The 26,025-nt window shown below is 59.2% G+C and carries 19 protein-coding genes; 17 read left to right on the forward strand and 2 right to left on the reverse strand.

Features of this window, described 5'->3' with window-relative positions:
- Position 1: 1 nt before the first annotated feature.
- The 4 genes from ACOYW0_RS05205 (at position 2) to ACOYW0_RS05220 (ending at position 4,656) form a co-directional block, all read left to right on the forward strand.
- Positions 2 to 976 (forward strand): ABC transporter permease, encoded by a 975-nt coding sequence (locus tag ACOYW0_RS05205; RefSeq protein ID WP_482417494.1) that lies wholly within the window; start codon positions 2 to 4, stop codon positions 974 to 976.
- A complete protein-coding gene (locus ACOYW0_RS05210; RefSeq protein WP_482417495.1) occupies positions 973 to 2,130 on the forward strand; it encodes a double-cubane-cluster-containing anaerobic reductase in 1,158 nt (385 codons plus the stop codon). Before ACOYW0_RS05205 ends, ACOYW0_RS05210 begins: the two co-directional genes overlap by 4 nt.
- 359 nt (positions 2,131 to 2,489) lie before the next feature.
- Positions 2,490 to 3,767, forward strand: a complete 1,278-nt coding sequence (locus ACOYW0_RS05215; RefSeq protein ID WP_482417496.1) for a double-cubane-cluster-containing anaerobic reductase — start codon at positions 2,490 to 2,492, stop codon at positions 3,765 to 3,767.
- Between the two features lie 238 nt (positions 3,768 to 4,005).
- Positions 4,006 to 4,656 (forward strand): small multi-drug export protein, encoded by a 651-nt coding sequence (locus tag ACOYW0_RS05220; RefSeq protein WP_482417497.1) that lies wholly within the window; start codon positions 4,006 to 4,008, stop codon positions 4,654 to 4,656.
- Between the two features lie 55 nt (positions 4,657 to 4,711).
- On the opposite strand, the gene ACOYW0_RS05225 is transcribed toward ACOYW0_RS05220, so the two are convergent.
- Positions 4,712 to 5,374, reverse strand: coding sequence for an NAD(P)H-dependent oxidoreductase (locus ACOYW0_RS05225; RefSeq protein ID WP_482417498.1), 663 nt, complete (start codon positions 5,372 to 5,374; stop codon positions 4,712 to 4,714).
- A gap of 125 nt (positions 5,375 to 5,499) precedes the next feature.
- Here ACOYW0_RS05225 and ACOYW0_RS05230 point away from each other — a divergent pair, with 125 nt between their 5' ends.
- From ACOYW0_RS05230 to ACOYW0_RS05280, 11 genes are all read left to right on the forward strand, one after another.
- On the forward strand, positions 5,500 to 5,823 hold the full coding sequence (locus ACOYW0_RS05230) for a winged helix-turn-helix transcriptional regulator (RefSeq protein ID WP_482417499.1): 324 nt from the start codon (positions 5,500 to 5,502) through the stop codon (positions 5,821 to 5,823).
- Positions 5,824 to 6,168: 345 nt separating this feature from the next.
- Positions 6,169 to 6,711: a DUF2975 domain-containing protein gene (locus ACOYW0_RS05235; RefSeq protein WP_482417500.1), complete on the forward strand. Its 543-nt coding sequence runs from the start codon at positions 6,169 to 6,171 to the stop codon at positions 6,709 to 6,711.
- Positions 6,712 to 6,780: 69 nt separating this feature from the next.
- Positions 6,781 to 6,990 carry a helix-turn-helix domain-containing protein gene (locus tag ACOYW0_RS05240; RefSeq protein WP_482417501.1) on the forward strand — a complete coding sequence of 70 codons (210 nt, stop codon included), beginning with the start codon at positions 6,781 to 6,783 and terminating at the stop codon, positions 6,988 to 6,990.
- Positions 6,991 to 7,002: 12 nt separating this feature from the next.
- A complete protein-coding gene (locus ACOYW0_RS05245; RefSeq protein ID WP_482417502.1) occupies positions 7,003 to 8,448 on the forward strand; it encodes a sigma-54 interaction domain-containing protein in 1,446 nt (481 codons plus the stop codon).
- Positions 8,449 to 8,874: 426 nt separating this feature from the next.
- Complete coding sequence (locus ACOYW0_RS05250; protein WP_482417503.1) at positions 8,875 to 10,158, forward strand: reductive dehalogenase; 1,284 nt, start codon at positions 8,875 to 8,877, stop codon at positions 10,156 to 10,158.
- Between the two features lie 22 nt (positions 10,159 to 10,180).
- Positions 10,181 to 10,477: a hypothetical protein gene (locus ACOYW0_RS05255; protein ID WP_482417504.1), complete on the forward strand. Its 297-nt coding sequence runs from the start codon at positions 10,181 to 10,183 to the stop codon at positions 10,475 to 10,477.
- 329 nt (positions 10,478 to 10,806) lie between these two features.
- Positions 10,807 to 11,982: an FMN-binding protein gene (locus tag ACOYW0_RS05260; protein WP_482417505.1), complete on the forward strand. Its 1,176-nt coding sequence runs from the start codon at positions 10,807 to 10,809 to the stop codon at positions 11,980 to 11,982.
- A gap of 553 nt (positions 11,983 to 12,535) precedes the next feature.
- A complete protein-coding gene (locus ACOYW0_RS05265) occupies positions 12,536 to 13,276 on the forward strand; it encodes a hypothetical protein (RefSeq protein WP_482417506.1) in 741 nt (246 codons plus the stop codon).
- A gap of 52 nt (positions 13,277 to 13,328) precedes the next feature.
- On the forward strand, positions 13,329 to 14,882 hold the full coding sequence (locus tag ACOYW0_RS05270) for an asparaginase domain-containing protein (protein WP_482417507.1): 1,554 nt from the start codon (positions 13,329 to 13,331) through the stop codon (positions 14,880 to 14,882).
- Positions 14,883 to 15,021: 139 nt separating this feature from the next.
- A complete protein-coding gene (locus tag ACOYW0_RS05275; protein WP_482417508.1) occupies positions 15,022 to 15,897 on the forward strand; it encodes a hypothetical protein in 876 nt (291 codons plus the stop codon).
- A 13-nt stretch (positions 15,898 to 15,910) separates the two neighbouring features.
- A complete protein-coding gene (locus tag ACOYW0_RS05280) occupies positions 15,911 to 16,726 on the forward strand; it encodes a hypothetical protein (protein WP_482417509.1) in 816 nt (271 codons plus the stop codon).
- 3 nt (positions 16,727 to 16,729) lie between these two features.
- Here ACOYW0_RS05280 and ACOYW0_RS05285 read toward each other — a convergent pair whose 3' ends face one another.
- Positions 16,730 to 18,565 carry a heavy metal translocating P-type ATPase gene (locus ACOYW0_RS05285; RefSeq protein ID WP_482417510.1) on the reverse strand — a complete coding sequence of 612 codons (1,836 nt, stop codon included), beginning with the start codon at positions 18,563 to 18,565 and terminating at the stop codon, positions 16,730 to 16,732.
- A gap of 1,146 nt (positions 18,566 to 19,711) precedes the next feature.
- Between ACOYW0_RS05285 and ACOYW0_RS05290 the strand changes: the two genes are divergently transcribed.
- Entirely contained in the window at positions 19,712 to 24,865 is a 5,154-nt protein-coding gene (locus tag ACOYW0_RS05290; RefSeq protein WP_482417511.1) for a PAS domain S-box protein, read from the forward strand.
- Positions 24,862 to 25,896 (forward strand): response regulator, encoded by a 1,035-nt coding sequence (locus ACOYW0_RS05295; RefSeq protein ID WP_482417512.1) that lies wholly within the window; start codon positions 24,862 to 24,864, stop codon positions 25,894 to 25,896. Before ACOYW0_RS05290 ends, ACOYW0_RS05295 begins: the two co-directional genes overlap by 4 nt.
- Positions 25,897 to 26,025: the final 129 nt, after the last annotated feature.

Consider the following 26,025-nt stretch of genomic DNA (forward strand, 5'->3'; position numbering starts at 1 on the left):
TATGAACGCAATCCCCTCTTTTCTGCGCAACAACCCCGTGCAATGGGCCATTACCCTGATCTTTACGGTGCTGCTGGCAGGCTTCATGGCCCTTGCCCCCCACACCTTTCTCCACGGCCGGATCTATATCGCCTACCTCTCCACCATCCCCTTTGCAGGCATGATCGCCCTTGCCATGACCCTGGTCATCATCACGGGCGAGATGGACCTCTCCTTTCCGGCGGTGATGGCGGCCTGCGGCTTTGCCTTTGCCAAGGTCTTTGCCATCACCGGCAGCCCGGTGACAGGGCTCATGGCGGCAGTTGCCGTGGGCGCCCTTGCCGGATGCCTCAACAGCCTGCTGGTGGTGGGCTTCGGCGTTCCCGCCATCATCGCCACCATCGGCACCCAGTTCTTCTGGCGCGGGGCCACCGTACTCCTGGCAGGAGGCCTGGCCGTGAACATGCCCGAGATCAGGGAAACCGCCCTTCACCACCTCATGGTGGGCCGCTGGTTTGAATTCCTGCCTGCCCAGGCGGTCTGGTTTGCCGGGCTCACCGGCCTCTTCTGGCTGGTTTTAAACCGCCACGTGGCAGGGGACCACCTGCGCTTCTGCGGAGACAACCCCGAAGCCGCCCGTATGATGGGCATCCCCACGGCCAAGGTCCGCACCGGCGTCTTTGTGCTCATGGGCATGGTCACCGGGCTCTCCGGCGCCATGGTCTGCATGGAGATGGCCAGCTGGTGGCCCACCCAGGGAGAGGGCTACATGCTCCTCGTCTTTGCCGCCGTCTTCGTGGGAGGCACCTCGGTCTTCGGCGGCACAGGCACCATTTACGGCACCCTCATGGGAGCCATCATCATCGGCATGATCGAGGCAGGCATCATCAGCATCGGCCTCTCCGGCCTGTGGACCCGCATGGTCTACGGTGTCGTTATCATGGGCGCGGTCTCCGTCCACGCCCTTCTCACCCCATCTTCAGGAAAACAGTCATGACCCGTACCACCCATCCGGCCATCAAAGCGGCCCTGAAACCCTTTACCCTCCTGTCCGAACACTGCCAGCGCCACCTGGCCGAAGCCCCGGAAAACGGCATCAAGGTGGCCGGTATCTACTGCGCCTTTGCCCCGGAAGAGCTGGTCCGCGCCGCCGGCATGATCCCGGTGAGCCTCTGCGGCAAGGACGAAAAGCCCATTGCCGTGGCTGAAACCGAGCTCCCGGCAGCCCTTTGCCCCCTCATCAAGTCCAGCTACGGCTTTGCCCTCTCCGACACCTGCCCCTATTTTGCGGCCGCCGACGTCATCATCGGGGAGACCACCTGCGACGGCAAAAAGAAGATGTTTGAACGCATGGCATCCCTTAAACCCGTCCACGTGATGCAGCTGCCCTACGCAGCGGACAGCGCCCCGGCCAAAGAGTTCTGGCGCAGCGAAGTCCAGCGGCTGAAGGCCTTCATCGAGGACCACACAGGACGCGTCATCACCGACGAAGCCCTGGCTGAACAGACAGATCTTCTCAACACGCGCAACGAAGCCCTCATGGCCATCTCCAAGCTCATGGAAGGACCCGTGCCGCCCCTGACAGGTCGCGAGATGCTCATGCTCATGGAGTCCCGCAACGTGGCCGTGGACCTTCCGGCATACAACGCCATGCTGAACGACCTCCTTCAAACCATCCTGGCCAACGCCCCCGAGGAGTCCCAGGGCAAGAAAAAACCACGGGTGCTGGTCACCGGCTGCCCCATGGGAAGCGGGTCGGACAAGGTCTTGAAACTCGTGGAAGAGCTCGGTGGGCTCGTGGTGGCCCAGGAACACTGCGGCGGCCTTAAAAGCATCTTCCGCCCCGTTGCCAAAGAGGCCGACATGGTAACCGCCCTGGCCGACCACTACCTGGGCACCCCCTGCGCCTGCATGAGCCCCAACACCAGGCGCCTGGACCTGCTCAAAGACCTGGTCACCCAGTTCCGCGCCGACGCCGTGGTGGACGCCACCCTCCAGAACTGCCACCCCTACACCGTGGAACACACCACCGTGGCGGAAACCCTGGAAAACGAGTGCGACATCCCCGTCCTCCACGTCAACACCGGCTACTCCTCGTCAGACACCGAGCAGATAAGGATCCGCGTGGAAGCGTTTTTGGAAATGATTTAACAGGGTAAAAAAACAAAAGCATGCCTCCGGCGGGCAGGGGCTACAGCCCCTGCACCCCAGGTTCGCAAATGCTCCGGGGCTCGTTCCTCGCCCCACGCATTTGCTGGCGGGCTATGCCCGCGACCCAAGCTGGAGATTGTTCGGGCATTATCAAAAGAGACCTGTAGCGTGCCTCTGGGAGGCAGGCGCTGTAGCCCTTACACGCATAAAACAGCAAGACCTCCGTTACCTATGGGCGCAGCCCGTCAGCGAATGTGATCGGCCTGAGGAACGAAGGCCGGAAGCATTCGCGCCCCTGGTGGCCTGCTTTTTTCACCTAATATTGACAAGACATGAACACCCAACCCAAAGGAGCTTCCATGACCACCGATCACACCCCCATGTGGAAAAACCTCGGCCTTGACATCGAGGCCCACGATGCCCTGCTCAGCGTGCTGGGCCAGGCTTACGGCGACATCTACCTTGCCCAGGAAAACCGCCCCGAAGGAATGGGGTACTTTGACTTTGTCATGAGCGAGGTCCACGGCCAGCGCATTCAGGAGCTGGTGGATGCACAGGCCACAGGCCGAAAAGTCATCGGCTGTTACTGCGTCTTCGTGCCCGAAGAGATCTCCCTGGCGGCCGAGGCCATCCAGGTGGGGCTCTGCTCCGGCGCCGACTTTGCCATGGACGAGGTGGAAAAATATCTTCCCCGGAACACCTGCGCCCTCATCAAGTCCTCCCTGGGCTTCAAGCTGGCCAAGGTCTGCCCCTATCTGGAGTGTTCGGACCTGGTGGTGGGGGAAAACACCTGCGACGGCAAGAAGAAGGCCTATGAAACCTTAGGGACCCTGGCCGACAACCTCTACGTCATGGACCTGCCCCAGGTAAAATCAGACGAAGGCCGGGCCCTGTTGAAGGCGGAATTCATCCGCTACAAAGAGGCGGTGGAGGCCCTCACCGGCAACACCATTGACGTGGCCGCCCTGAAAAAAGGCATCGCCATCGTCAACAACAAGCGCAAGGCCATGGCCCGCCTGGCAGCGCTCAGGCACAACCCGGTGCTGCCCATCTCCGGCCTGGACGCCCTCATCGCCAACCAGGTCTTCTTCTACGACGACCCGGTCCGCTTCACCGATGCGGTCAACGCCCTGTGCGACGAGCTGGAAACGCGCATTGCAGAGAAAACAACCGTGGTTGCCGACGGCACCCCCCGCATCCTTGTGTCGGGCTGCCCCATGGCCGTGCCCAACTGGAAGCTGCCCGCCGTCATCGAGACCTCCGGGGCGGTCATCGTGGCCGAAGAGTCCTGCGTGGGCGAGCGCGGCTGCCGCAACCTCACCGACGACTCCGCAGACGACCTGGACGGCCTTCTGGACGCCCTGGTGGACCGCTACCTTGCCATCGACTGTGCCATCTTCACCCCCAACACAGAACGGTCCGGCCACATCAAAGAGCTGGCCGCAAAATCCAAGGCCGACGGCGTGATTCAGTACACCTTAAACTTCTGCCAGCCCTACGCCATGGAGGCCATTCCCCTGGAAAAAGAGCTGGAAGAGACGGACCTGCCCACCCTGCGCATTGAGACCGACTACAGCCAGGAGGACATGGGGCAGCTCAAGACCCGCGTGGAAGCCTTTGTGGAGCTGCTCAAGTAAAGCCATCTCGTGACACGAAAAACAAAAAAAGGCCCGCCTCCATCATCGATGAAAGCGGGCCTTTTTGCGTCTCTGCCCGGAGTTCGAAGGTAACACCCTCGGACAGGAGTCGTTATCCCTTGGTAAAGGGCTATTGGTGTGATAAAAACATCAGCATAGTTCTTTTGGAAGTTACCTATCTGTGTGCTACCCGTCACACGTCTGAACCCTCCACCCAATATAACGGTGCAGATTCACCATGAAACACACCCTTGTTAACTCCGTAGAATTCAAAATCCTGCTTATGGGCTGTCTATTGACCGTCCTGCTCCTGGGGTACCTTGGATACTGCGCCTTCACAGACTACAAGCAAGCCGAGACCCTGATCCTCGTATTCGGGGCCCACACCTTCGGGGGACGGGCAGCCGGTGTGGGACTCTGCATCTTCGCGGGAATGGGGCCCGCCATGTCCATCGGCTACAACTTTTACATCGAGGTGCTCATCGTCTGCTTCACCTACGCAGGGTTCGTTCTCAGCACCAAGAGCTACCTGAGGATCCCGTGGATCATGAACGCCATGGACCGCCTCACCGAAAAGGCCCTGCAGCACAAAGACAAAATCGAGCCCTACGGCTGGATCGGAATCTTCCTCTTTGTCATGGCCCCCCTGCCCGTCACCGGCCCGGTCATGGGCTCCATCATCGGGTACATGCTGCGGCTGGGCCTGGTACGCAATTTGTCCGCCACCCTCCTGGGCACCCTCACCGCCATCGGAATCTGGTTCTACGGTTTCGATTTTTTAAATGACCGGTTTCAGGTTATCCAGTATATCTTCATCGCCATCGTGGTCATCGTGGTGCTCCCCCATCTGAAGAAAATCAAAAACTTTATCCTCTACATCAAAGGGTAAAAAGGGATTCCGGGTACCTGATCATTGCCAGCGTGATCAGGTGCCCGGCTGCCGGTTATTCGTACCAGGTGGTGACCGCCTCCAGCTCCTGGCGCGTCTTTGCCATGGGAGCCTCCTTGCGATACCCGAAGCCCACGGCGCAGGCCAGTGTAAATTTATCCCTGTCCATGCCCAGCTCTGCGGCAAGCAGGGCGTCCATCTTCTCCCGGTCAAAGCCTTCCATGGGGCAGCTGTCCACACCGATGACGGCGGCAGCGGTCATCATGTTGGCAAGGGGGATATAGGTCTGCCGGGTGGCCCAGTCTGTCATGGCCCGCTCACTCTCCAGCAGGTTGAAATCCGTGGACTGAAAGGCCTCGTAAAACCCTTTGCGCATCTCCACAATCTCCGGTGGCAGCTTCTGAACGTTTACCATGAATTTGTCGACATACTCGCTGTCGTATTTCATGAAGTGACTCTTCCGGGCCAGGATGAAGACCAGGTGGCTGGCCGTGGGGAACTGCTTCTGTCCGCCCCAGGCCACCTTTACCAGGGTCTCCCGCAGGGCCTGGTTCTGGATCACCAGAAAATGCCAGGGTTCAAGGCCGAAGGAGCTGGGGGAGAGGCGCCCTGTCTCCAGGATAAAGGAAAAGTCCCCTTCGGATATCTTTTTCGTCGCGTCGAATTCCTTGCAGGCGTGCCGGAACATAAAGGCGTCGAGAATCTCTTGTTTTTTCATGAAATCGTCCTCCGTAAAGATGTCGTTTGTGTGTTGACAACCAACCTAAGGACAAAGTATCTTTTGGTCAAGTAGGTACAATTTTGTACTATAGTATCAATTTGTATACCATGGAGGCACGTATCATGGCCGACAGAGCACCCAACTGCCCCGTAGAACAAGCCCTCGGCATCATCGGCGGAAAATGGAAAGGCATCATCCTCTACCACCTGATGACGGGAAAAAAACGCTTTGGTGAGTTGAGAAAGCACATGCCCTCGGTGACCCAGCGCATGCTCACCAAGCAGCTCCGGGAACTTGAAAACGACGGCCTCATCCACCGGGAGGTCTACAAGGTGGTCCCGCCCAAGGTGGAGTACAGCCTCACGCCCATGGCCGAACCCGTCAAGCCCATCATTTTGGCCCTCAGGGAGTGGGGTTCCACCCTTCCCAATCCCGATATTTCATAAAAATGATCCACCAAACACATCCAAATCATGTGCAAAAGGCTCAATCTACGCCATATTAAAAAGCCCACATTCCCGTTCAGCTTCCCGTGTAGAAACCGTCAACACCGTGAAAAGCCGCAAAAACCGTTTCGGTTGCCTCCCCTTCCGCGCCATCCCTCCAACGCAAGCCGCTTGTCCTCACCCCGATCTTATGTCCCGGCCTTTTTATTATTGAAAATCGATAATAAATGATTGACACACATAGAGACATTACGCTACCGTCACTTATCGTTTTTCGATAATAAATGATTGATGTATAAGAACCCCATAGATGCTTATCGACAACCCGCGCCAAGGAGGCCTGTTGTGGACAACCTGTCAAAGATCAAAAAACACAGTAAGCGGTTTCACCTGCTCATCACTTTTTTCATGGTGGCCATTCCCTTGTATTATCTCCTGTACTGGATCTTCATCAACCAGCTGCCCAACGAGATCATCAACGTCAACACCACGGCCACCCCGCTGATCCCCAACCACCTGCCCGCCTTCCTTCGGGCCCTGGGCCTTCTCTGCAGCCTGCTTCCCCTTTCGGCCCTGACCTACGGGCTCATGAACCTCCGCAAGCTGTTTGCCTATTACAACAAGGGAGAGATCTTCTCCTTTGAACACGTGCGGCTGTTTCGAAGCACGGCCAAGGCCCTGGTGCTCTGGGTGGTCTTTTCCATCCTCTACGAGTCGGCCAAGAGCGTGATCTTCACCATGGGCAACCCGCCCGGAGAGCGGGTCATCAGCGTGGGGTTCAGCTCTCCGGAACTCACCTCCCTGGTTCTGGCAGGTATCGTCTTTTTCATTGCCTGGGTCATGGATGAAGGAAGAGCCCTTAGCGAAGAGAGCCAATTCACGGTATAAGGATTCGGGCCAACCCTGCGGCGGCAGGGCCAGCCCCATGTGATGTAAACAAACCCAACCGGAGAGATCATGCCCATTATCGTGAATTTAGACGTGATGCTGGCCAGGCGCAAAATGAAATCCGTTCAGCTTGCCAGGGCTATCGGCATCACCGAACAGAACCTGTCTATTTTAAAGACCGGCAAGGCCAAAGCCATTCGCCTGTCCACACTGGATGCCATCTGCGAGCACCTGTCGTGCCAGCCCGGCGATATCCTGGAATTCAAAGAATCGGAGTAACACGGCACCGCCATGGAATCGCAGCGCACGACCGAAACCAGCCTGGAATCACAACGCACCCTCTTCTCCTTTGACCACGCCCCGGTGGGCATTGTCTGGCACGACGCCGACGGCAAGATCATCCGCGTCAACCGATACGCCGCCCGTAAACTGGAGTACGCCCCGGAGGAGCTGGAGGGGAATTATCTCTACAAATTCGTTGTTCTGGACACCCAGAAGGAGAGGGGCTCCTACTACGGGGACGATCCAGGGGCAGGGACATTGCACAACCTGTTTACCAAGCACGGCAAGGTGATCCCCGTAAAGGTCCTGGTCTACGGAGCCGATGAAGGCCATGGGGACTTCGGGTGCGCCTTTTTCACGGACCTCTCGGAGACAGTGCGCCTTGCGGAGATGCTCCGGGCCTTTCAGGAAAAGTACCCCTCCCATGACACCGAAGGCGACCCGGCGAACCCTTCCGAAAAACCCCGGGAGGTTTTCCGGGATTTCATCGGGCAGAGCCGGGCCACCGGAGAGCTCTTCCGGCTCATCTGCAGCGTGGCCCCCACTCCCACCACGGTCCTCATCTCCGGGGAGACCGGCACGGGCAAGGAGCTGGTGGCCCGCAAGATCCACGAGTTGAGCGGCAGGGCCGCAAATAAACTCGTCAAGGTAAACTGCGCCACCCTGCCTGCCCAGCTTGTGGAAGGGGAACTCTTCGGCCACGAGCGCGGAGCTTTTACCGGGGCCCACTCGAAAAAACCCGGCCGGTTCGAGCTGGCCCACGGAGGGACGATTTTTCTGGACGAAATCGGGGAGATGTCCCTGGAGATCCAGGCCAAACTCCTGCGGGTGCTCCAGGAAGGCGAGTTCGAAAGGCTGGGCGGCACCGACACCCTCAAAGTGGACGTACGGGTCATCGCAGCCACCAACCGGGACCTTCCGAGCCTTGTGCGCACGGGCAGGTTCCGATCTGATCTCTATTTCCGCCTCAGCATCTTTCCCATCCCCACCCCTCCCTTAAGGGAACGCAAAGAGGACATCCCCCTTCTCACCCAATTTTTCACGGAAAACTTCTGCACCACCCTCAACCGAAAACCCAAGACTGTCCCAAAAGCATTCACCGACATTCTCAGGGCCTACCACTGGCCGGGCAACGTTCGGGAACTCCAGAACGTTGTGGAGCGGGCCTGCATCCTCAGCACCGACGACAGCCTGGACCCGACCTGCATCTCCTTTGCATCGGTGCCGACCGCCGACGCACCGGACTCTCCCCTCTCCTTTGAAGAGAACGAGCGCCGGTACATCGCATCGATTCTTGCCACCACCGGCGGCAAGGTGTTCGGACCGGACGGGGCCGCGGCAATCATGAAACTCAACCCCCGCACCCTGATGTCCAAAATCAATAAACTGGGCATCCCCAGGCCCAACGCCTCGGGCCGTGACCAGGAATTAGGCCCCCAGGGCAAAGACATTTAAGGCTCAGTGCCTCCGGCGGGTCGCTTTTTGATAAAAGCTCCGCAATAACGTTCCGGTTGCCTCTCCTTTCGTTGCCCAGCCCGGAGCGCCGGAGGCATAAGCCACATGCGTTGCGACCAGCCACAGCCCGCCCTCACGACGACATTAAATCCCAAGGATGAAATATCATCCCCAAAGGTTCACCCATCAAGATCACTCCGTCTCCCACCTGAAGACACATCCTCCATGATGTTAACCAACTAGCCTGCCCCTCCTCAGAGCCTCCACATCCCGGCATGCTTTATGCTGATTTACGGACGTATCGCAGCGCCCCACGCACGTCTGGGCCGCGCACCCAATCTGGAAACAAACAGCCCCGGCAGGACGGCGCCGTCACACGCCAAGCCCATGCCGGGGTCCGACCACTGGACGTATTTAGGAGGATCCATGGATTCAGGAGAAGAAAAAAAGGTCGATCTCAAGCGACGAAACTTTGTGAAGCTCGGGGCCGCATCCGCCGTTGCGGGCGGAGCCCTCATGGCCGGGCTGCCCTCCCAGGCCGCGGCGGGCCCTGCCAAGGGGCCCACCGCAAAAAAAGAGCTGCCTGAACTGCCCGTCACCATCGACAAGGCGGTCTATAAACGATTTCACCAGAAAGACACCGCCTTCTGCCAGGCCATCTCAGGTGCCTTTCCCGAAGGACGCCAGGCTCTGGGGCAATTGGGCAGTACCTCGGCAGATCTCGGGCAGCGCGTTCTGGACAAGGCCATCTCCGATGCCGGGTGGTACATCGACTCCCTCATCGCAGACGGTGCATCCACGGCAAGCCCGGACACCGTGGCCTACGCCCGGGACAACGAGGTCTCCCCGGACCGCTACGATTTTGCATCTGCAGAAGAGGCCTCCCTTTATATCAAAAAGGCGGCCCGCTTCCTGGGGGCCGACCTGGTGGGTATCACCCCCTACGACGAGCGCTGGACCTACGCCTCCTTTTACAACCCGCAAAAAGGAAAGAGCCTGCCACCAGACCTGCCCTTTACCCCCAAATCGGTCATCGTCATGGCCTTTGAGATGGACTACGAGGCCATGACCACAGCCCCGTCCGGTGTCTCCGGCGGTGCCGTGGGCAAGGGATACTCCCAGATGGCCATCACCGGTGCGTCCCTGCGCCGGTTCATCACCAACATCGGCTACAAGGCCTTTGCTGCCGGTAACGACGTAGCCTTGAGCGTTCCTTACGGTATGGCCGCAGGCCTTGGAGAGGCGGCCAGAAACGGCATCCTCGTCACCTACGAATACGGCCCCCGGGTGCGCATCGGCAAGGTGTTCACCGAGCTGGACCTGGCCTGTGACAAGCCTGTGAGCTTTGGAGTCCGCCACTTCTGCGAAACCTGCATGCGCTGCGCCGACGCCTGCCCGGGCCACGCCATCTCCACGGAAAAGGAGCCATCCTTTGACGTCCACAACGAGTGCAACAACCCCGGGGTGGCCAAATGGGCCATCGATGCGAAAAAATGCCTCCTGGCCTGGGGAAAGACCAAAAGCGACTGCGCCACCTGCATCACCAGCTGCCCCTACAACAAGCCCGATTTCTGGCATCACCGCCTGGTGGACAAGATCAACCACCTCATGCCCGGCCCGGCCCACTCCATGATGCGGGAGATGGACAAACTCTTCGGGTACGGCAACTCCTTCGACAAAAAAGCCGTGACCAGTTTCTGGAAATCATAACCACCACAAGGAGACAGACATCATGGGTGTATTCAACGGCATTGAAACCCTCTTTTTCATCCTCGGGGCCTTAACCACCCTGGGCATCATGGGTATCGTTTACCTGAAAAAAACACGCGGTGCAGGAACCCAGAGCCTGGTCCTCGCCGCGCTCTCTCTTTTTCTCTTTCTCTTTGCCCTGGCCTGGTCCGTCAGCTCCATCCTGGAACACGAACACCAGGCCGCCAACATGGGCCTCCTCTTCTTCGGCCTGCCCGCGATCCTCTTAGGGGGCATGGCCTGGAAGAAGCTGCCCACAACCGGCAAGGAGTCGGCTTAAAGGGCAGGCCTTCGGCGGCAAGGTGGGGGCACCACCAAGCAGCCCCATTTGCCGCTCAGCCCTGATGCGTTGAGCGGCAAATAGGGATATAACCTCAACGTTTTTTTAGACATTTTGCCCCCAGACTCCGCCTGGAAATGATCCACGGAGGCTCTGCCTCCACAATTGAGATCGCTTGCCCCTGCAACTTTTAGCCATGATGCCGCCATGCTTCACGCCTGCAAGGCGGAGCCTTGCAAGCGAGAAGACGCGGCTGAAAAAAGCAGGCCTCCGCCAGGCAGGTGGAAAAACCTGCATGTGGCGAGTACATCGACCAGAGACAAAAACGTATGAACATCAAAAAAACACTCGCACTCCTTGGTATTCTTGCACTGGCAGGGGCCCTGGCCTACGGACGGGTGAGCCGGGAAAACAAGACCATCCAGTTCCTCAGCGACCATTTTGCCCCGGCTTCCGTTGAAAAAACAGGAACCTCCCCCGAGGCGTACCGGGTGGTGGAGAACGGCGAGACCCGCTACCTCATCTACCCCTCCCGCACCACGGGCTGGGGCGGGCCCATGACCGTGGCCGCGGTGATGACGCCCAAACTCGTCCTCACAGAGGTCCTGGTGCCGGAACACCGGGAGACGCCCCTGTTTTTCGACTACCTTGGCTCCAACGGGTTCTTCGATCAGTTCACGGATAAAACGCCCCGGGAGCTTCCCAGCATCGGGAAAAACATCGACGCGGTAAGCGGGGCCACCATCTCGTCCAAGGCCATCACCCGAGCGGCCTGCGATGCCATGGCCCTTGCCGGCGAAGACATCCTGGGCATCAAGGGCCCCGAACGAACAGCCCCGTGGCACGTGGGAAGGGATGAACTCCTTCTCCTGGCCCTGTTTGCCGCAGCCTTTGCCTGCGCCCGGTTCAAGGTCAACAAGGCGAGGGTCCCCCTGCTGATTCTCAGCTTCTTTTTTCTGGGGGTGATGATGAACCGACCCGTGTCGGTCTCCAACATCGCGGCCCTTTTCATGGGGCACGCCCCCTTCATCGGCGACGACCTCTTCTGGTGGCTTCTGGTGCCGGGAAGCCTTGTGCTGGTGGCCCTTTCCGGAAAAAACCTCTACTGCACCCGGCTCTGCCCCTTCGGGGCCCTGCAGGAGCTCATCGCCCGCACCGGCGGGCTCCGGGTCACGGTGCCGAAAAAGCTTCAGGAAGCCCTGAGGGACGGGGCCCTGGGCCTCACCTGGCTGGCCCTGATGGTGGCTTTTGCTACGGGCAACGCCGCCCACGCGGCCATCGAGCCCTTTGCCACCCTCTTCGGCCTCAAGGGGACCACCGTGCAGTGGTACTTGGTCTCCCTGGCCCTGGGGGGATCGTTTGTCATTCCCCGGTTCTGGTGCCGGTTCTTCTGCCCGGCCGGAGTCTGTTTCAGAAAAGCGGCAGGGATTCGCAAGACGGTCACCAAGGGCATCACCATCCAACCCCGCATGGGAAAGGCACGCCATGAAACGCCCACACATTAAAGAGATCGCCATCCTCACCGGTGCCCTCCTCGTCCACGGGCTCCTGTTGATGAGCCTGCTCACCCACCTGTAAGCTCAATGAAAAACAAAAGGCTCGGAGACCAACGCCCTCCGAGCCTTTTGCGCAACACACTCTTTTTTCACCCTTTTTGCCTGTTCTCCCGCTTGATTTTTCAACCGATCTGTGAAACGATCGTTTTGGCCTGCAACACATCTTATTTACAGCCAATCCCCACAAGAGCCCCAACGGCATCCCACCAACACCCCAGCGTATGAAGGCCATGGCCTGCCCGTACAATGATCGTCACCGGCCTTTGATGCCCGGTCGCGTCACGTCCCCGGAGCCATACCCATCCCAGCACCTTCTTTCGCAGCCGAGACAAGGCCCGCAAGACATCCAACAACCACGCGCGCGAACAGCCCGGCCCCAGGTTCTCCGCCACTCCTTGAGCACTAGATAGGCTGCAACCCTGCTCCCGCGCCCTGTCAACGGCCTGCGCCCCGGTTTTTGCCCTTCACAAGGGGCCGGGCCCACCTTGAAAAAGGAGGTCCCATGAGTTCATCATCCATGCAGTCAGACGCTGCCACCGGCGTCGGAAGGCTTAAATTCTGTGGCGTCGTTCACCCGAACAGCAAGTTCCACATCCTCAGAGAGAAAGCCCCGCAAGACCATGTCATCGCCCCCAACTATGTCTTTGTGGAGGGCGTAGGCAGCGTCCCGCAGTACGCCCCGACGGTGTTCGGGAAATCCACCGCCTACGACCCGCCCCATGACTGCAAAGGCTACTTCATGTCCGCGAAATACCAGCCCAACAACAACTGCTACGCCTACGGCTGCGTCATCGCCAGCAACTCGTTTCCCCAGCCGGGGCGCCTCAACGGCTACACCCTCCCCAAAAAATTCACGGGCTCGGATGTGGCTTACGGAGCCGAGCTGGACGGCCTGTCCATGGTGGGCCAAACCCTTGAAGCGGTCTATTCCCATGCCAAAGATGAGGCCCCGGGCCATTACGTGGCCCTGCTCATCTCCGAGGCAGACCCCGGCATCGGATGGACCGGCGACTACCACTGGGTCCGTTGCGACGACCTGGCCACCTCCACGTGGTCCCAGAAGGATGGCTCCGACCAGGTCACGGACTTCGATTTCGCGGGCAACCCCATCACCGATCCTGCCACGGCCAACTGGACGGTAAACCAGGGCCCCATCAGCAAGACAGACACCAGGGAGATGGTGGTGAGCTACGATTTCTACGCTTACATGTTTGTGCCCCGCGACGGGGTGGACATCATCTGACCGGCGAAAGCCATCCACACCAACGGCATCAAAACAAAGGAGACATCGCACCATGAAGCTTTACATCCTTTACACCGGTGGAACCATCGGCTCCGTGGGAACGCCCTTGGCGCCCATGTCCGGCGAGGATTTCAAGACAGCCTTCACCGCCCAGGTCACCCCCATGATCACGGGCCAGACCGCCATCACCGACGTGGAGATCGCCTACTTCGACCAAACCCTGGACAGCACCAACATGCAGCCCTCGGGCTGGGTGATGATCGCCCAGAACATCTTCGACAACTACAAGGACTACGACGCCTTTCTGGTCCTCCACGGCACCGACACCATGGCCTGGACCTCGTCGGCCCTCTCCTTCCTCCTGCCCGGGACCACAAAGCCCATCACGGTGACGGGCTCCCAGCTCCCCCTGTTCGTCCAGGAGGGGAGCGACCCCTCGGCCTATCCCTTTCTCTTTAACACCGACGCCCTGCGCAATGTCCTGGGCAGCGTCCAGTTCCTCACCATGGGGGTCAACGAGGTGTGCCTCTACTTTGCCGACACCCTCTACCGCGGCAATCGGGTGGTCAAGACCAACGCCAGCGAGTTTGTGGCCTTCTCCTCCCCCAACTACCCTGCCCTCGGAGAATTCGGCATCCTGCCAACCCTCTACAACCAGTTCCTCCTGCCCTTGCCGGGCGCAGACGCCCTCGACGCCAACTACGAGCAGGTGGGCGCGGACCTTGCCACCATCACCGCCAATATTACCAATAAATCGGTCATCCAGTTCCTCATCTTCCCTGCCTATTACAACGAAGACACCGGCGGGGACCCGTCCCTCATGACCTCCATGCTCACCCAGCTGAGCCAGGTCTCCCCACCCCTTGCCGGGATTATCTTCGAAGCCTACGGTGAGGGCAACATCCCCAGCTACCAGACCATGCAGACCCTCCTCGGGAAGATGCACGATGATGGCATCATCCTGGTGGACTGCACCCAGGTGCTGGCAGGGGACGTCAACTACAACGCCTACGCCACCGGGGCATGGCTCAAGGAGGCCGGGGTGATCAGCGGCCACGACATGACCCCCATCGCGGGCCTTGCAAAACTCATCGTACTCCTTGCAAGGGATCCGTCCATGGCCATGGCCGACGTGGAGAACCTCATGGGCCAGAGCCTTGCCGGAGAACTCACCCCCTACTACGCCATTTCTGGGTACCAGAACGCCTACCTGGCGCCGGGAGAGAACCTCTTCTCCATCAACGGCAACTTCCAGTTCCAGAACACCACCGACGGCACCCTGGCCATCTACGATGTCAGCGACGCCTCCAACCCCACCCTGGTCTGGCACCAGGACATGGGCGCCCAGGGCAGGCTGGTGATGCAGTCCGACAACAACCTGGTGTTCTACGACATGAGCCACACGCCCCTCTGGGGCACCAACACCGCCACCATCGGCCACAACGCCTACCTCCAGCTCGGCAACGACGGCTCCCTGGCCCTGTACAACATGGACACAAACCAGGTGTTCTACACCATCTACGACCCGTCAACAGAGGCTGCGGCCGCTGCCGTGCCGTCAGTACCCGAAATCCTGCTGCTCTCCACCATGGCCCGCAGGCGATGACAAACGCCCCCCGGTGACGCCTTTTTACCGCGGGTTTTTGACCGTTGTCCCCGGCATTTCCCCCGGGTCCGGGCATGTTGCTCCCGGGTCCCGGGGCCCCGCTTTTTTCCGCCTACCCCAACCATGAAAGGAGAACCCCATGTGCACCATTGGAACCGTGTTTGACGCATCCGTTGTCCGATCTTTCAAGCAGTGCGACCTCACCGACCCCACCACCTTTTATCCCCCGGAAGAACGGCAGGGAAAAGCCGGGACCTACCTGGCCCTCACCCGCCTGGGCAGGCCGGGCCTGTGGGCGGGGGGCAATACGAGCGGCGTTACCTTCACCGCCGCGGACAACTACACGCGAGAAATTACCGCACGGGAAAGCAACGCCCCCTTCCGCCTGGTCCGCACCAGCACCTACCAGGATCCGAACAGCTCTGTGGACTCGTTGTTCCTGGCCTACGAAAAGGCCGTGGCCGATTACGACAACGCCCAGGATGCCGCCGACTCCCTGGCGGACTTCTACTTAAACGGCGACGCCGAACACCCGGGGCCCTTTGAGTCAGCAGACATCGCCATGTTCTCCGACACAAGCCAGGCTGTTTACATGGAGTACTCCCCCGTCGGCAACTTTAAATTCAACGGCCTGGGAGATGTGGTCGGCCAGACCGGGAAGCCCGAGGTCCTGACCCTCTCCCCCAAGGCCGATTACTTTGCCAACACCAACAACTGTCGCCTCTTCAACACGTCCGTAACCTATCCCATGAACCTGAGCACCTTCCTGCGCCTGGAACGGGCCGAGCGGCTGTTGCTGATCCAACCCAACCACGACGGCATCCACAAGCTCCTGCGGGATCAGTACTTCGGCGAAACCGAGCTCTCGATCTGCCGGGTCGCAGTCAAGCCCGGTGAGTTCTACACCCAGGCCTCGGTGATCTTCAGCACCCAGGAAAACGGCCTGATGTGCGAATACGTGATCAACGGGAACCCCCGGACCAAACCGTGGCAAACCATGACCATCACCAAATAAGGAGACCAGAGCCATGCTGACCCTCAAACGCACCGCCTCCACCCCCACCACGACCCTTCCCCAAGGGTTTCACTACGTCAGCCAGGACAATTACTGCCTGGTTCGCCTCAACGACACAGACAAAAAATACCTCTACTCGGACAGCGCCACCTCCTGCATCATCGTGGTCATGGCCGGTCGCAACGCCGATGACCAGGAGATCGTCATGCTCTCCCACCTCTCCCGCAAGGTTCGCTACGACTACTTCTTCAATCTGGTGGGTGCCCATTTCGTGGGGCCGGTCCACATCTGGGGCCAGGGGGGCAACCCGCCCCTGGCCGAGGCCTCCAACGACAACACCCACACACTCATGGGGTGGCTCATGACCCACTCCCTGGATAACTTCCGATACAACGCACCGGCGGACAAACCGAGCTGGTGGGTGGAACAGGTCACCCTCAGCCTGGGCCAGGGCGATCCCAACCAAGAGCACCGTGACGACTTTGGGGTGGACCTGACCACCATGGTGGTCAGCAACCAGGCCTTTAACCTCACCCCGGAACAGAGGGATCCCACCGGGGGCGTCCAGACCCTTTTTGCCGTCTTCGGCATGAAAATCTACCCGCCGGTGTGGCTGTGGAAATCCACGCGCCCCTTTGACGACGCCCTCATCTCCCGCCTGGTGAACGCCGCCAACCAGGACAACTGGACCCAGATCCTCAGCATGACCGACGAGGAGATCCTCCACACCTACTCCAGCACCCCCGAATGGGAGGTGCCGTGGTTCGTGGACACCCTGAAGGAGTCGGCGCAGTTTGTGGATAATTGGAACAAGACCCATGGAGGGTGAGCCTTACTTTGCATACCTCAATGACGCGGCAAGCCCCACCACCAGAATGGATCCGATGTTGTGGGCCACAGCCCCCAGGATGGGGGTGAGCACCCCGGCAAAGCCCAGGAGCACGGCCACAAGGTTGATGCCGAAGCTCAGGGCGATGTTGGCCTTGATGGTGCGGCTCATCCTGCGGCTGAGGTCCACGAGGAAAGGAAGGGTCTCCAGCTTGTCGTTCATCAGCACGATGTCGGCGGTCTCAAGGGCCACGTCCGATCCGCGGAGGCCCATGGCGATGCCGGTACCAGCTGCTTTCAGGGCCGGGGCGTCGTTGACACCGTCTCCCACGAAGATCAGGCCCGAGCCTTCATGGGACTCGATGAGACCCAGCTTCTCATGGGGCTTGCACCCGGCGTGCCACCGGGAGATCCCCACCTGGTCTGCCAGGCGCCGGACCGCCGGTTCCCGGTCCCCGGAAAGGATGCGCACATCCCCGAGGCCCTTGGCCTCCACAGCCCGGACGACCTCCTGGGCCTCGGGGCGGGCCTCATCATCCATGCCGAGATAGCCCCAAAGCTCGCCATCCACACGCACCTCCACGGTGGTCAGGCCCGTCTCGCCCCTGGCACCGCTGGAGATCACCTCAACCCGGGCGTCCCCTACCTTACCCGAAACGCCGCGCCCCACCTCAGACTGGATCTCCCGGGCAGCAGGAACAGAGCAGCCCAAAGCGGTTGCCTTGGCAAGAATCGCATGGGCCAGGGGGTGGGCGCTCCCCGTCTCCAGGGCCGCTGCCATGGCAAGAAGCTCTTCCGGCCGCCTGTCCCCTTGGGGCAAAACCTCCACCACGCCGGGCTCCCCTTTGGTGAGGGTGCCGGTCTTGTCGAAAAAGAGGGCATCGGCTCCGGCCATGGTCTCCAGAAACCCGCCCCCCTTAACCAGCACGCCCTCTTTGGCCGCACGGCTGATGGCGGCCACCGTGGTCACAGGCCCGGCCAGCAGAAACGAGCATGGGCATCCCACGATAAGGACGGTAATGGCCCGGGAGATCTCCCCGGTAATAAGCAATGCCAGCACCGCACCGGCCAGGATCACCGGGGTGAACCACTTGGCATATTCATCCACGATGCGGGCGCTCCGGGTTTTCGACGACTCGGCGGCCTGAATCATCTTGACGATCTTTCCGAAGGTGGAATCTTCGCCCACGCGCAGGGCCTCCACCGTCACGAACCCGTCCACGCATGTGGTCCCGGCGTAGACCTCGTCCCCTTCCGAACGGCTCACCGGAATGGACTCCCCGGTGATGGCGGCTTCATCCACAAAGGTTGCCCCTTCACGGATAACCCCGTCCACGGCGATGGTTTCACCGCTTCGCACCACCAGCCGGTCCCCCTGACGGATGGACGACACCTTCACCTGCACCTCGCCGCCCTCTTTGACAAGGGTTGCGGTGGCCGGGGTCATCTCCACCAGCTCTTCGATGGCGTGCCGGGCGCTGTCGCTCACCGCCTCTTCAATGAGTGCCCCCACCACCATGATGGCGCTGACCACGGCAGCCTCCAGAAAATTGCCCGTGAGCATGCAGGCGATGATGGCGATGCTCACCAGCTCGTCCACATTCACCTCCCGGGCCATGATCCCCTTGACGGCGTCCACGATAATGGGCAGGCCGTTCAGCGCCACCGACAAAATAAGAACCAGGTCCCTCAGGTTCAGCGAGGCCACCAGCCCCTGCTGGTTCACCATGCCCGTCAACAGGGCCACGGGGATCAGAAGCGCCCCGCCCGCCACACGGATAAAATCCGATGATTTAAAAATCTCCTGATACACATTGAGTTTTGCATACCGTCCGATCATAGCTTTTCCTCTTTTTCGCGGTCTGTTTTCTCTCTTATCTATCGTCGCAGAACATGCATGTCATCTGTGCCGGCGCAGGAAAAACAATCCCGGCACACCCTCTCTATACCGGCCATTCATTTGAAGATCAAGTGTTTTGAAAATCAAACTAAAAAAATTCACAGCGCCACACACCCTATCTATAAAGCCTGCCCAATCAGGATCATACAACCCACCCGACCAAAGTCGGCCCTTGTTCCTTTTCCGGGCCTGACGTCTGGCGGCCCTTAAACACCGCTCCCTTCTGCCGTCAAAAAGCTGCGTTGCAACCGGACCCCGTCTCGACTATCATTTGCTATGTTCATGTCTCATGCAAGGTAACGACGAATGGGGCCTGGCATTATCTTTTCACTCCGGCACGGCCCATGCCCTTCGTAGTATGAATTCAAGAAAACCCCATGCACATTCGCTCTGCGAACCCCACTACACCCCAGAGGCCATTGCCGGGTGGACAGGACTTTTGACACCCGATATTTACGGGCACGCCATACGCGAAAAGATTATGGCCGTGGCTGAAGAGAATGAAAGGATCCTTGGCCTGGGCATCCTGGACCCGGCCCGTCGGTGCCGGTGTCCATGAGTTGACTTTGTGTGCCACCCTCAACGCCCAAGGCTTTTACCGCCACTGCGGGTACAGTCACCGGAAAGAGGCTATTCACGAGTTGCCCAGCGGACTTCAGCTCGCGTGCCTTTGGATGGCAAAGCTCCTGTCTCCCATCAAGACCGTTTCGTCGGCACGGTGCGAAGCCTCGCGTATTCCCAGCCCTTTAAAAGCGATGTCTGGGGACATGCGGGTAATTGGACCTGCTAACCGCGGATCGCCTCGGCATGGCTACACCACCTGTCTTCGATGATAAACTGTTTACAAAAAACTCTGAATTTGCTCTTAAAACCCACTTGATTTATTATATAACAACGACCAATCACAAACATTCCCCACCCCTTTCTTTTCGCATCTCCGACTCGAAACAGACTACCGCCACGCTCCGACATGTATCACGTTCTCCTCGCCCCCTGTGAACCGCACCGAGTGCCTGTTTGCCGTGTTTTTGGGATTATGGACTTGTCCCCCATTTGTAAGCTTAACCGTCCATGGGAGGCGCAAGAATGCACCTGAGAACCCAAAGATTAATTCCCCATCCCCATGCAAAGCCCCATACCGTGAAGAACATCCTGCTCTTCGTCGTCGCCCTGCTTGTCATCTTGACCCTGTCGGGCCTTGCCCTGCGTGGCATAAAGGCCCAGGTCAGGGAAGGCATCAAGCATCAGCTTTCCACCACCCTGAGGACCAACCACACCATCATGACCAATTGGTTCTCATGGAAAATCGACGAACTCGAGACCCTGGTCAGCCGTCCGGACACCCAAGAACAGATCACCAAGCTGCTTTCCGTCTACAACGAGGGAAGCTCTCCCCAGGAATCCGTGGCTTTGGACCGTTTGCGAACCATCCTGACACCATGGTTGAAAAAACACGATGCCAGGGGCTTCTTTGTGTTTGCCCCGGATCGAATCAGCATCGCGTCATCCCGGGACATCAACATTGGCTCCCTGACCCCCGTTGCGACACAGGGAACTTATCTGAATGACGCCTTCAAAGGGGTCTCACGAGTGGTCCTCCCCTACCCTTCGGAGGTCGAGCTACGGGATCGAAGCGGGCGGCTCCGGCAAGGGGTACCCACCATGTTCATCTCCACACCGGTCATGAACCCAGAAGGAGAGATCATCGCAGCCTTTGCCGTGCGCCTGGACCCCACCGACCACTTCTCCACCATAACCGACATCTCCCACACCGGAAAAACCGGAGATGCCTATGCCCTCAACCGGGCCGGCCTTGCCATCACACGGGTACGCTTTGAGCAGCAGCTCTGGGACCTCAAGCTCATTCCGCGGGACATGGCCCCCCCCTTAAACCTTTACCTCCGTGATCCCGGAGGGGACATGACGCGGGGGTTTCGCCCCGAGACATCCCCGGAAAGCCTTCCCCTGACCCGCATGGCCGCCTCAGCTGTCTCCGGTGAAAACGGCATGGATCTCGACGGCTACCGTGACTACCGGGGGGTACCGGTTGTCGGGGCCTGGCTGTGGAATGAGACCCACAACCTGGGCCTTACCTTTGAAATCGACGTATCCGAAGCCTATGCCCATTACGTCTCCATCCGGCGCATCGTGACGGGGGTGCTGGGCATCATCATTATCCTGGCCGGCGCCGTCATCATCACCCTTGAAAACAAGCGCCAGACAGCCAGTGCCGCCCAAAGTGCCCTTGCAGCAAGTGAAAAAAAAATCACCACCCTCACCAACAACGTGTCCGACGCCATCATCATGATCGACGATGACGACCGCATTCAGTTCTGGAACACCGGCGCCGAGGAGATGTTCGGTTTTTCCAGGACCACGGCCCTGGGCGCACGGCTCCACGAAACCATCATCCCCAAGCGGTACCGTGCCGAGGCGGCCGAGGGTCTCAAGCACTACTGGCAAAGCGGAGATGGGCCCATTTTCAGTGGGCTCAGGGAGATCACCGCCATTACTCATGACGGGTCAGAGTTCCCTGTGGAGCTGAGTATCAGCCCCCTTGCCATGGGCGACCGGTGGTGGGCGGTGGGGGTGATACGGGATATCACCGATCGGAAAAACCTTGAGAACGAGTTCAAGCAATTACAGCACCGCCTGACCCTGGCTGCCTCCGCCGCAGGCATCGGCATCTGGGACTGGAACCTCACCAGCAACGAGCTGATCTGGGACGACTCCATGTTCCGCATCTACGAATTGTCCCCGGGAACCATTCCCAACACCTATGAGGCCTGGCGCAGCAAGGTGCACCCCGAAGACATCGACCAGGTGGAAGCGAAGCTGGAAGCCTCGTTCTCCGACAACGAAGACTTCTCCAGCGCCTTCCGGATCATCCTTTCCGATGGTACCACCAAGCACATCAAGGCCAATGCCGTCCTCTACCGGGATGAAAACGGCAAGGCCGACCGCATGGTGGGGACGAATTACGACATCACCGAACTGGTGGAGGCCCAAAACGACCTAAAAGAGCTGAACAGGGAGCTGGAAAACAGGGTTGAGGAACGAACGAGGGAACTTGAAAAATCCAAGGACGAGGCCATTGAACTACTGAACGAGTCGACCCGGCAGCGAAAACGGGCGGAATCTGCCATCACCAAGCTGGTGCGCTCCCAGGAAAACCTGAAAAAAAGTGAGGAGCGATTTCGGGAAATCGTGGAAAACACCCAGGACATCATCTGGGAACTGGACCGGAACGGAACCATTACCTACATCAGCCCCTCCATTGAATCGTCCACAGGGTTTAGCCCGGAAGAGATCATCGGGAAAAAGGTACGGGATTTCATCAACCCCGAGGAGCTGCCGAAATTCAAAAAGATCTTCAGGAAAACCGCTGAAAAACAGATGATCTTCAAGGGCTTCGAATACACGGCCTACCACAAGGCCGATAACCGTCGAGTCTCGTTTGAAGCCAACTTTCAGCCCTATCTGGACGCCGAGGGCACTCCCATCGGGTTCCGGGGAATCAGCAGAGATGTGACCAAGCGCAACGCGGACCAGGCAACCGTTCGCAAGCTGTCCCAGGCGGTGGAGGCAAGCCCCATGAGCGTCATGATCACCGACCCAAACGGCTGCATCGAATACGTCAACCCCCGTTTCACGGAAGTGACGGGGTACACCGCAGAAGAGGTGGCAGGGCAGAGCCCCAGCATACTCAAGTCTGATCTCATGCCCCCTAAGATCTACGACGAACTCTGGAAGGCCATCTCCCAGGGCCGAATCTGGCATGGCGAGATGGCCAACCGACGGAAAGACAACACCCTCTTCTGGGAAATGGTCTCCATCTCACCAATCACCTCCGACAACGAGGCCATCACCCACTTTGTGGCGGTCAATGAGGACATCACGGCCCGCAAAGACGCTGAGCGCCAGATCCAGGAGGCCCTGGCCCGGGCCGAGGAGGCCAGTCGGGCCAAGAGCGATTTCCTCGCCAACATGAGCCACGAAATCCGAACCCCCATGAATGCCGTCATCGGTCTCTCTCACCTGGCCCTGTCAACGGAGCTTACCCCCAGGCAGAAGGACTACCTCCAGAAGATCAACAGCTCTGCCAACTCGCTTCTCACCATCATCAACGATATCCTCGACTTTTCGAAAATCGAGGCAGACCGCCTTGAGATCGAGTCCACCCCGTTCGACTTTCAGGAGAGCATCGAAGAGGTGATGACCCTTTCTGCGGATATGATCTACACAAAGGACATCGAGCTGCTGCTGAATATCTCTCCGGAGATCCCCACCCCCCTTACCGGAGACCCCGTGCGCATCAACCAGGTCTTTACCAACCTGATGAGCAACGCCATCAAGTTTACGGAGTCCGGTTACATCCGCGTCTCGGCGCAACCTCTCTCCATTGACGGGGAGACGGCCATCATCGAATGCACCGTGGAGGATACGGGGATCGGCATGACTCAGGAGCAAACCGACAAGCTCTTCCAGAAATTCAGTCAGGCCGATACCTCCACAACACGAAAGTACGGGGGCACCGGCCTCGGCCTTGCCATTTGCAAAAAGCTTGCGGAGCTCATGGGAGGGACCATCCAGGTCACCAGCACCCCGGACAAGGGCAGTGTCTTCACATTCACCGTGGCTCTCGGCATGGAGCTGGCAGCCCGCAGCCCAGGCGTCCCTACCCTGCCCCTGGACCTGAAACACCTGAACGTGCTGCTTCTGATGCAGCACCCGGTTCCCTTGAGGCATATGGCTCAGATGCTGGAGGCCCTCTCTTTCAAAGTGACCCCCGTCGCCTCCATTGAAGATGCCCTAGACGCCCTGAAACCGGCCACAGATGCCGCACCACCGGTGGAACTTCTCATCGCCGACTGGAAAACCCTCCAGGATGAGGGGCTTAAGCCTTCAGAATCGCTGCTGTCCCCCGAGATTTCAGGAGACAGGCCCCTGCTGGTCAAGGCCTCGCCTTCCAACATGGAAAAGGCGGAAAAATTCATTCGGCACCACCAAAGGGCCTCTGCCCTGGTCAAGCCGGTCACCCCATCCCGTCTCTTTGACGCGGTGTCCGACATCTTCGGCTGCACAGCCCTTAGGGAAGGCCCCCGGTTTGGAAGCCGCACCGATCTTCCCGAAGGAATGGAGACCGTCCGCGGAGCCCGCATCCTCCTGGTAGAAGACAACAGCATCAACCAACAGGTGGCCACGGAGCTCCTCGCTGGCGCCGAGGTCTCCGTCACCGTTGCTACCAACGGCAAAGAGGCCGTGGAGATGGTGGCATCCCAGGTATTCGACCTGGTCTTCATGGACATCCAGATGCCCGAAATGGATGGCCTGGAGGCCACCCGCACCATCCGGTCCATGGAGGCATCCGAGCAGGAACATGAAACCCCGCCGCCTCGGCTCCCCATCATCGCCATGACTGCAAACGCCATGGCAGGAGACCTGGACAAAAGCCTGGAGGCGGGCATGAACGACCACATCACCAAGCCCATCTCACCCGGGGCCCTGTACAAAAGCCTCCTGCGATGGGTCCCCCCCGCCAACAACCGACCAAAGACACCTCCACGCCGGGAAAGGGCACAGCACTGGCCGAAAATCAACTTACCCGACGGGTTCCATCACGCCCTGGCTGGAATAGACGTTTCATCGGCCCTGGAACGCATGGGAGGAAACCGCACCCTCTTTCTGGACGTTCTCGGGGACTTTTACGTCGAGAGCCGAGACATTGTCCAAAGCCTCCGCAGCACCTTGGACCAAGGCCATGTCGATGAAGCGCTCCGCAAGGCCCATACCCTTAAAGGGACCGCCTCTACCCTGTCTGCGCCCACGGTTCAGCAGGCAGCCGAGGCCCTGGAAGAGGCCCTTCAACACCGCACCGAGACCGTTGCTGAACACCTGTCGACCCTGGACGCATGCCTGTCTCCCGTTCTGGCAGGAATCCACAACGCCCTTGCAGCCCTCAAGCCCCTTGCGGAGACACCTTATCCCACGGTGGGGGCCCCTGATACCCTGGCCTTGACCCGGCCCCTCACCCAGCTTGCAGAGCTCCTCAAAATAAATGACATGATGGCCCACAAGCTCTTTGAAGAGACACGTCCGCGCCTGGTTTCGGCCCTTCCGGAGGAGACAGACCAGTTGGCGGCCCACCTGCGGGCCTTCCGATTCAAGGAAGCCCGAGGCACCCTCCTGGCCATGTGTGAAATCTTGAGCATTCCATTAACCAAAGGAGAGACCCCATGATGAAAAACAAACGCGTCCTCGTCGTGGACGATACACCCTCCAACATCAAGATACTCAACGACCTGCTGCAAAAGGACTACGCCATAAGCTTTGCCACCAACGGGCCCGACGCGCTGGAGCTTATCCGCTCGGAACCACCCCCAGACCTTATCCTGCTGGATGTTATGATGCCCGGTATGGATGGCTACGAGGTGTGCAGGCGCCTCAAGGAAGACGCCGTCACCCGAAAGCTCCCCATCCTTTTTATTACGGCCAAGGGAGATGCAACGGCCGAAACCGAAGGGCTCACCCTGGGGGCCGTGGATTACATCACCAAACCCATCAATCCGCCCGTTGTCCAGGCCAGGGTCAAAAACCACATGGAACTTCACCTCTACCGCGAAGAGCTGGAAAAACGCGTTGCAGAACGCACCGAGCAGCTTCGCAAGGGCTATGAAGACACCGTCCATCGCCTCGTCCTGGCCTCTGAGTTCAAAGATGAAGAGACCGGGGCCCACATCAAGCGCATCAGCCATTACACCTGCGAACTCTCCAAGGCCCTTGGAATGCACCCCGGCTTTTACGACACCATTTTCTACGCCTCCCCCATGCACGACATCGGCAAGGTGGCCATTCCCGATGCGATCCTCCTGAAAAAAGGGCCACTCACCCCCGAAGAGTGGGCAGTTATGAAAACCCATGCGGAAATCGGGGCCCGGATCCTCCAGGGGTCCGACTCTCCCTTCCTGAAAATGGCCGTGGACATTGCAGGCTGCCACCATGAACGATGGGACGGAACAGGTTACCCCAAAGGCCTCAAAGGCGAAGACATCCCCCTGACGGCCCGCATCATGAACATCACAGACCAATATGATGCACTGCGCAGCAAGCGGCCTTACAAACCCGCCCTGCCCCATGAAACAGCGCTGGACATCATCACCAAAGGAGACGGCCGAACCCAACCCATCCACTTCGACCCGGACGTCTTGGCTGCCTTTGTCAAATCCGCCAAACTCTTTGAGGAAATCTTCGAAACCCACAAGGACGACTGACCCCTTAACACCTTCACACATTGCGATAAACAAAGATAAAACCTGACAAGATGGCCCGATCATTGTGTATGATGGGCAACGCGATGGTGTTTGATTGGCAACCAATGCGGGGAATGCGGCACTACAGAC

It is taken from the genome of Desulfoluna sp. HI9BLuna (genome assembly GCF_056829775.1).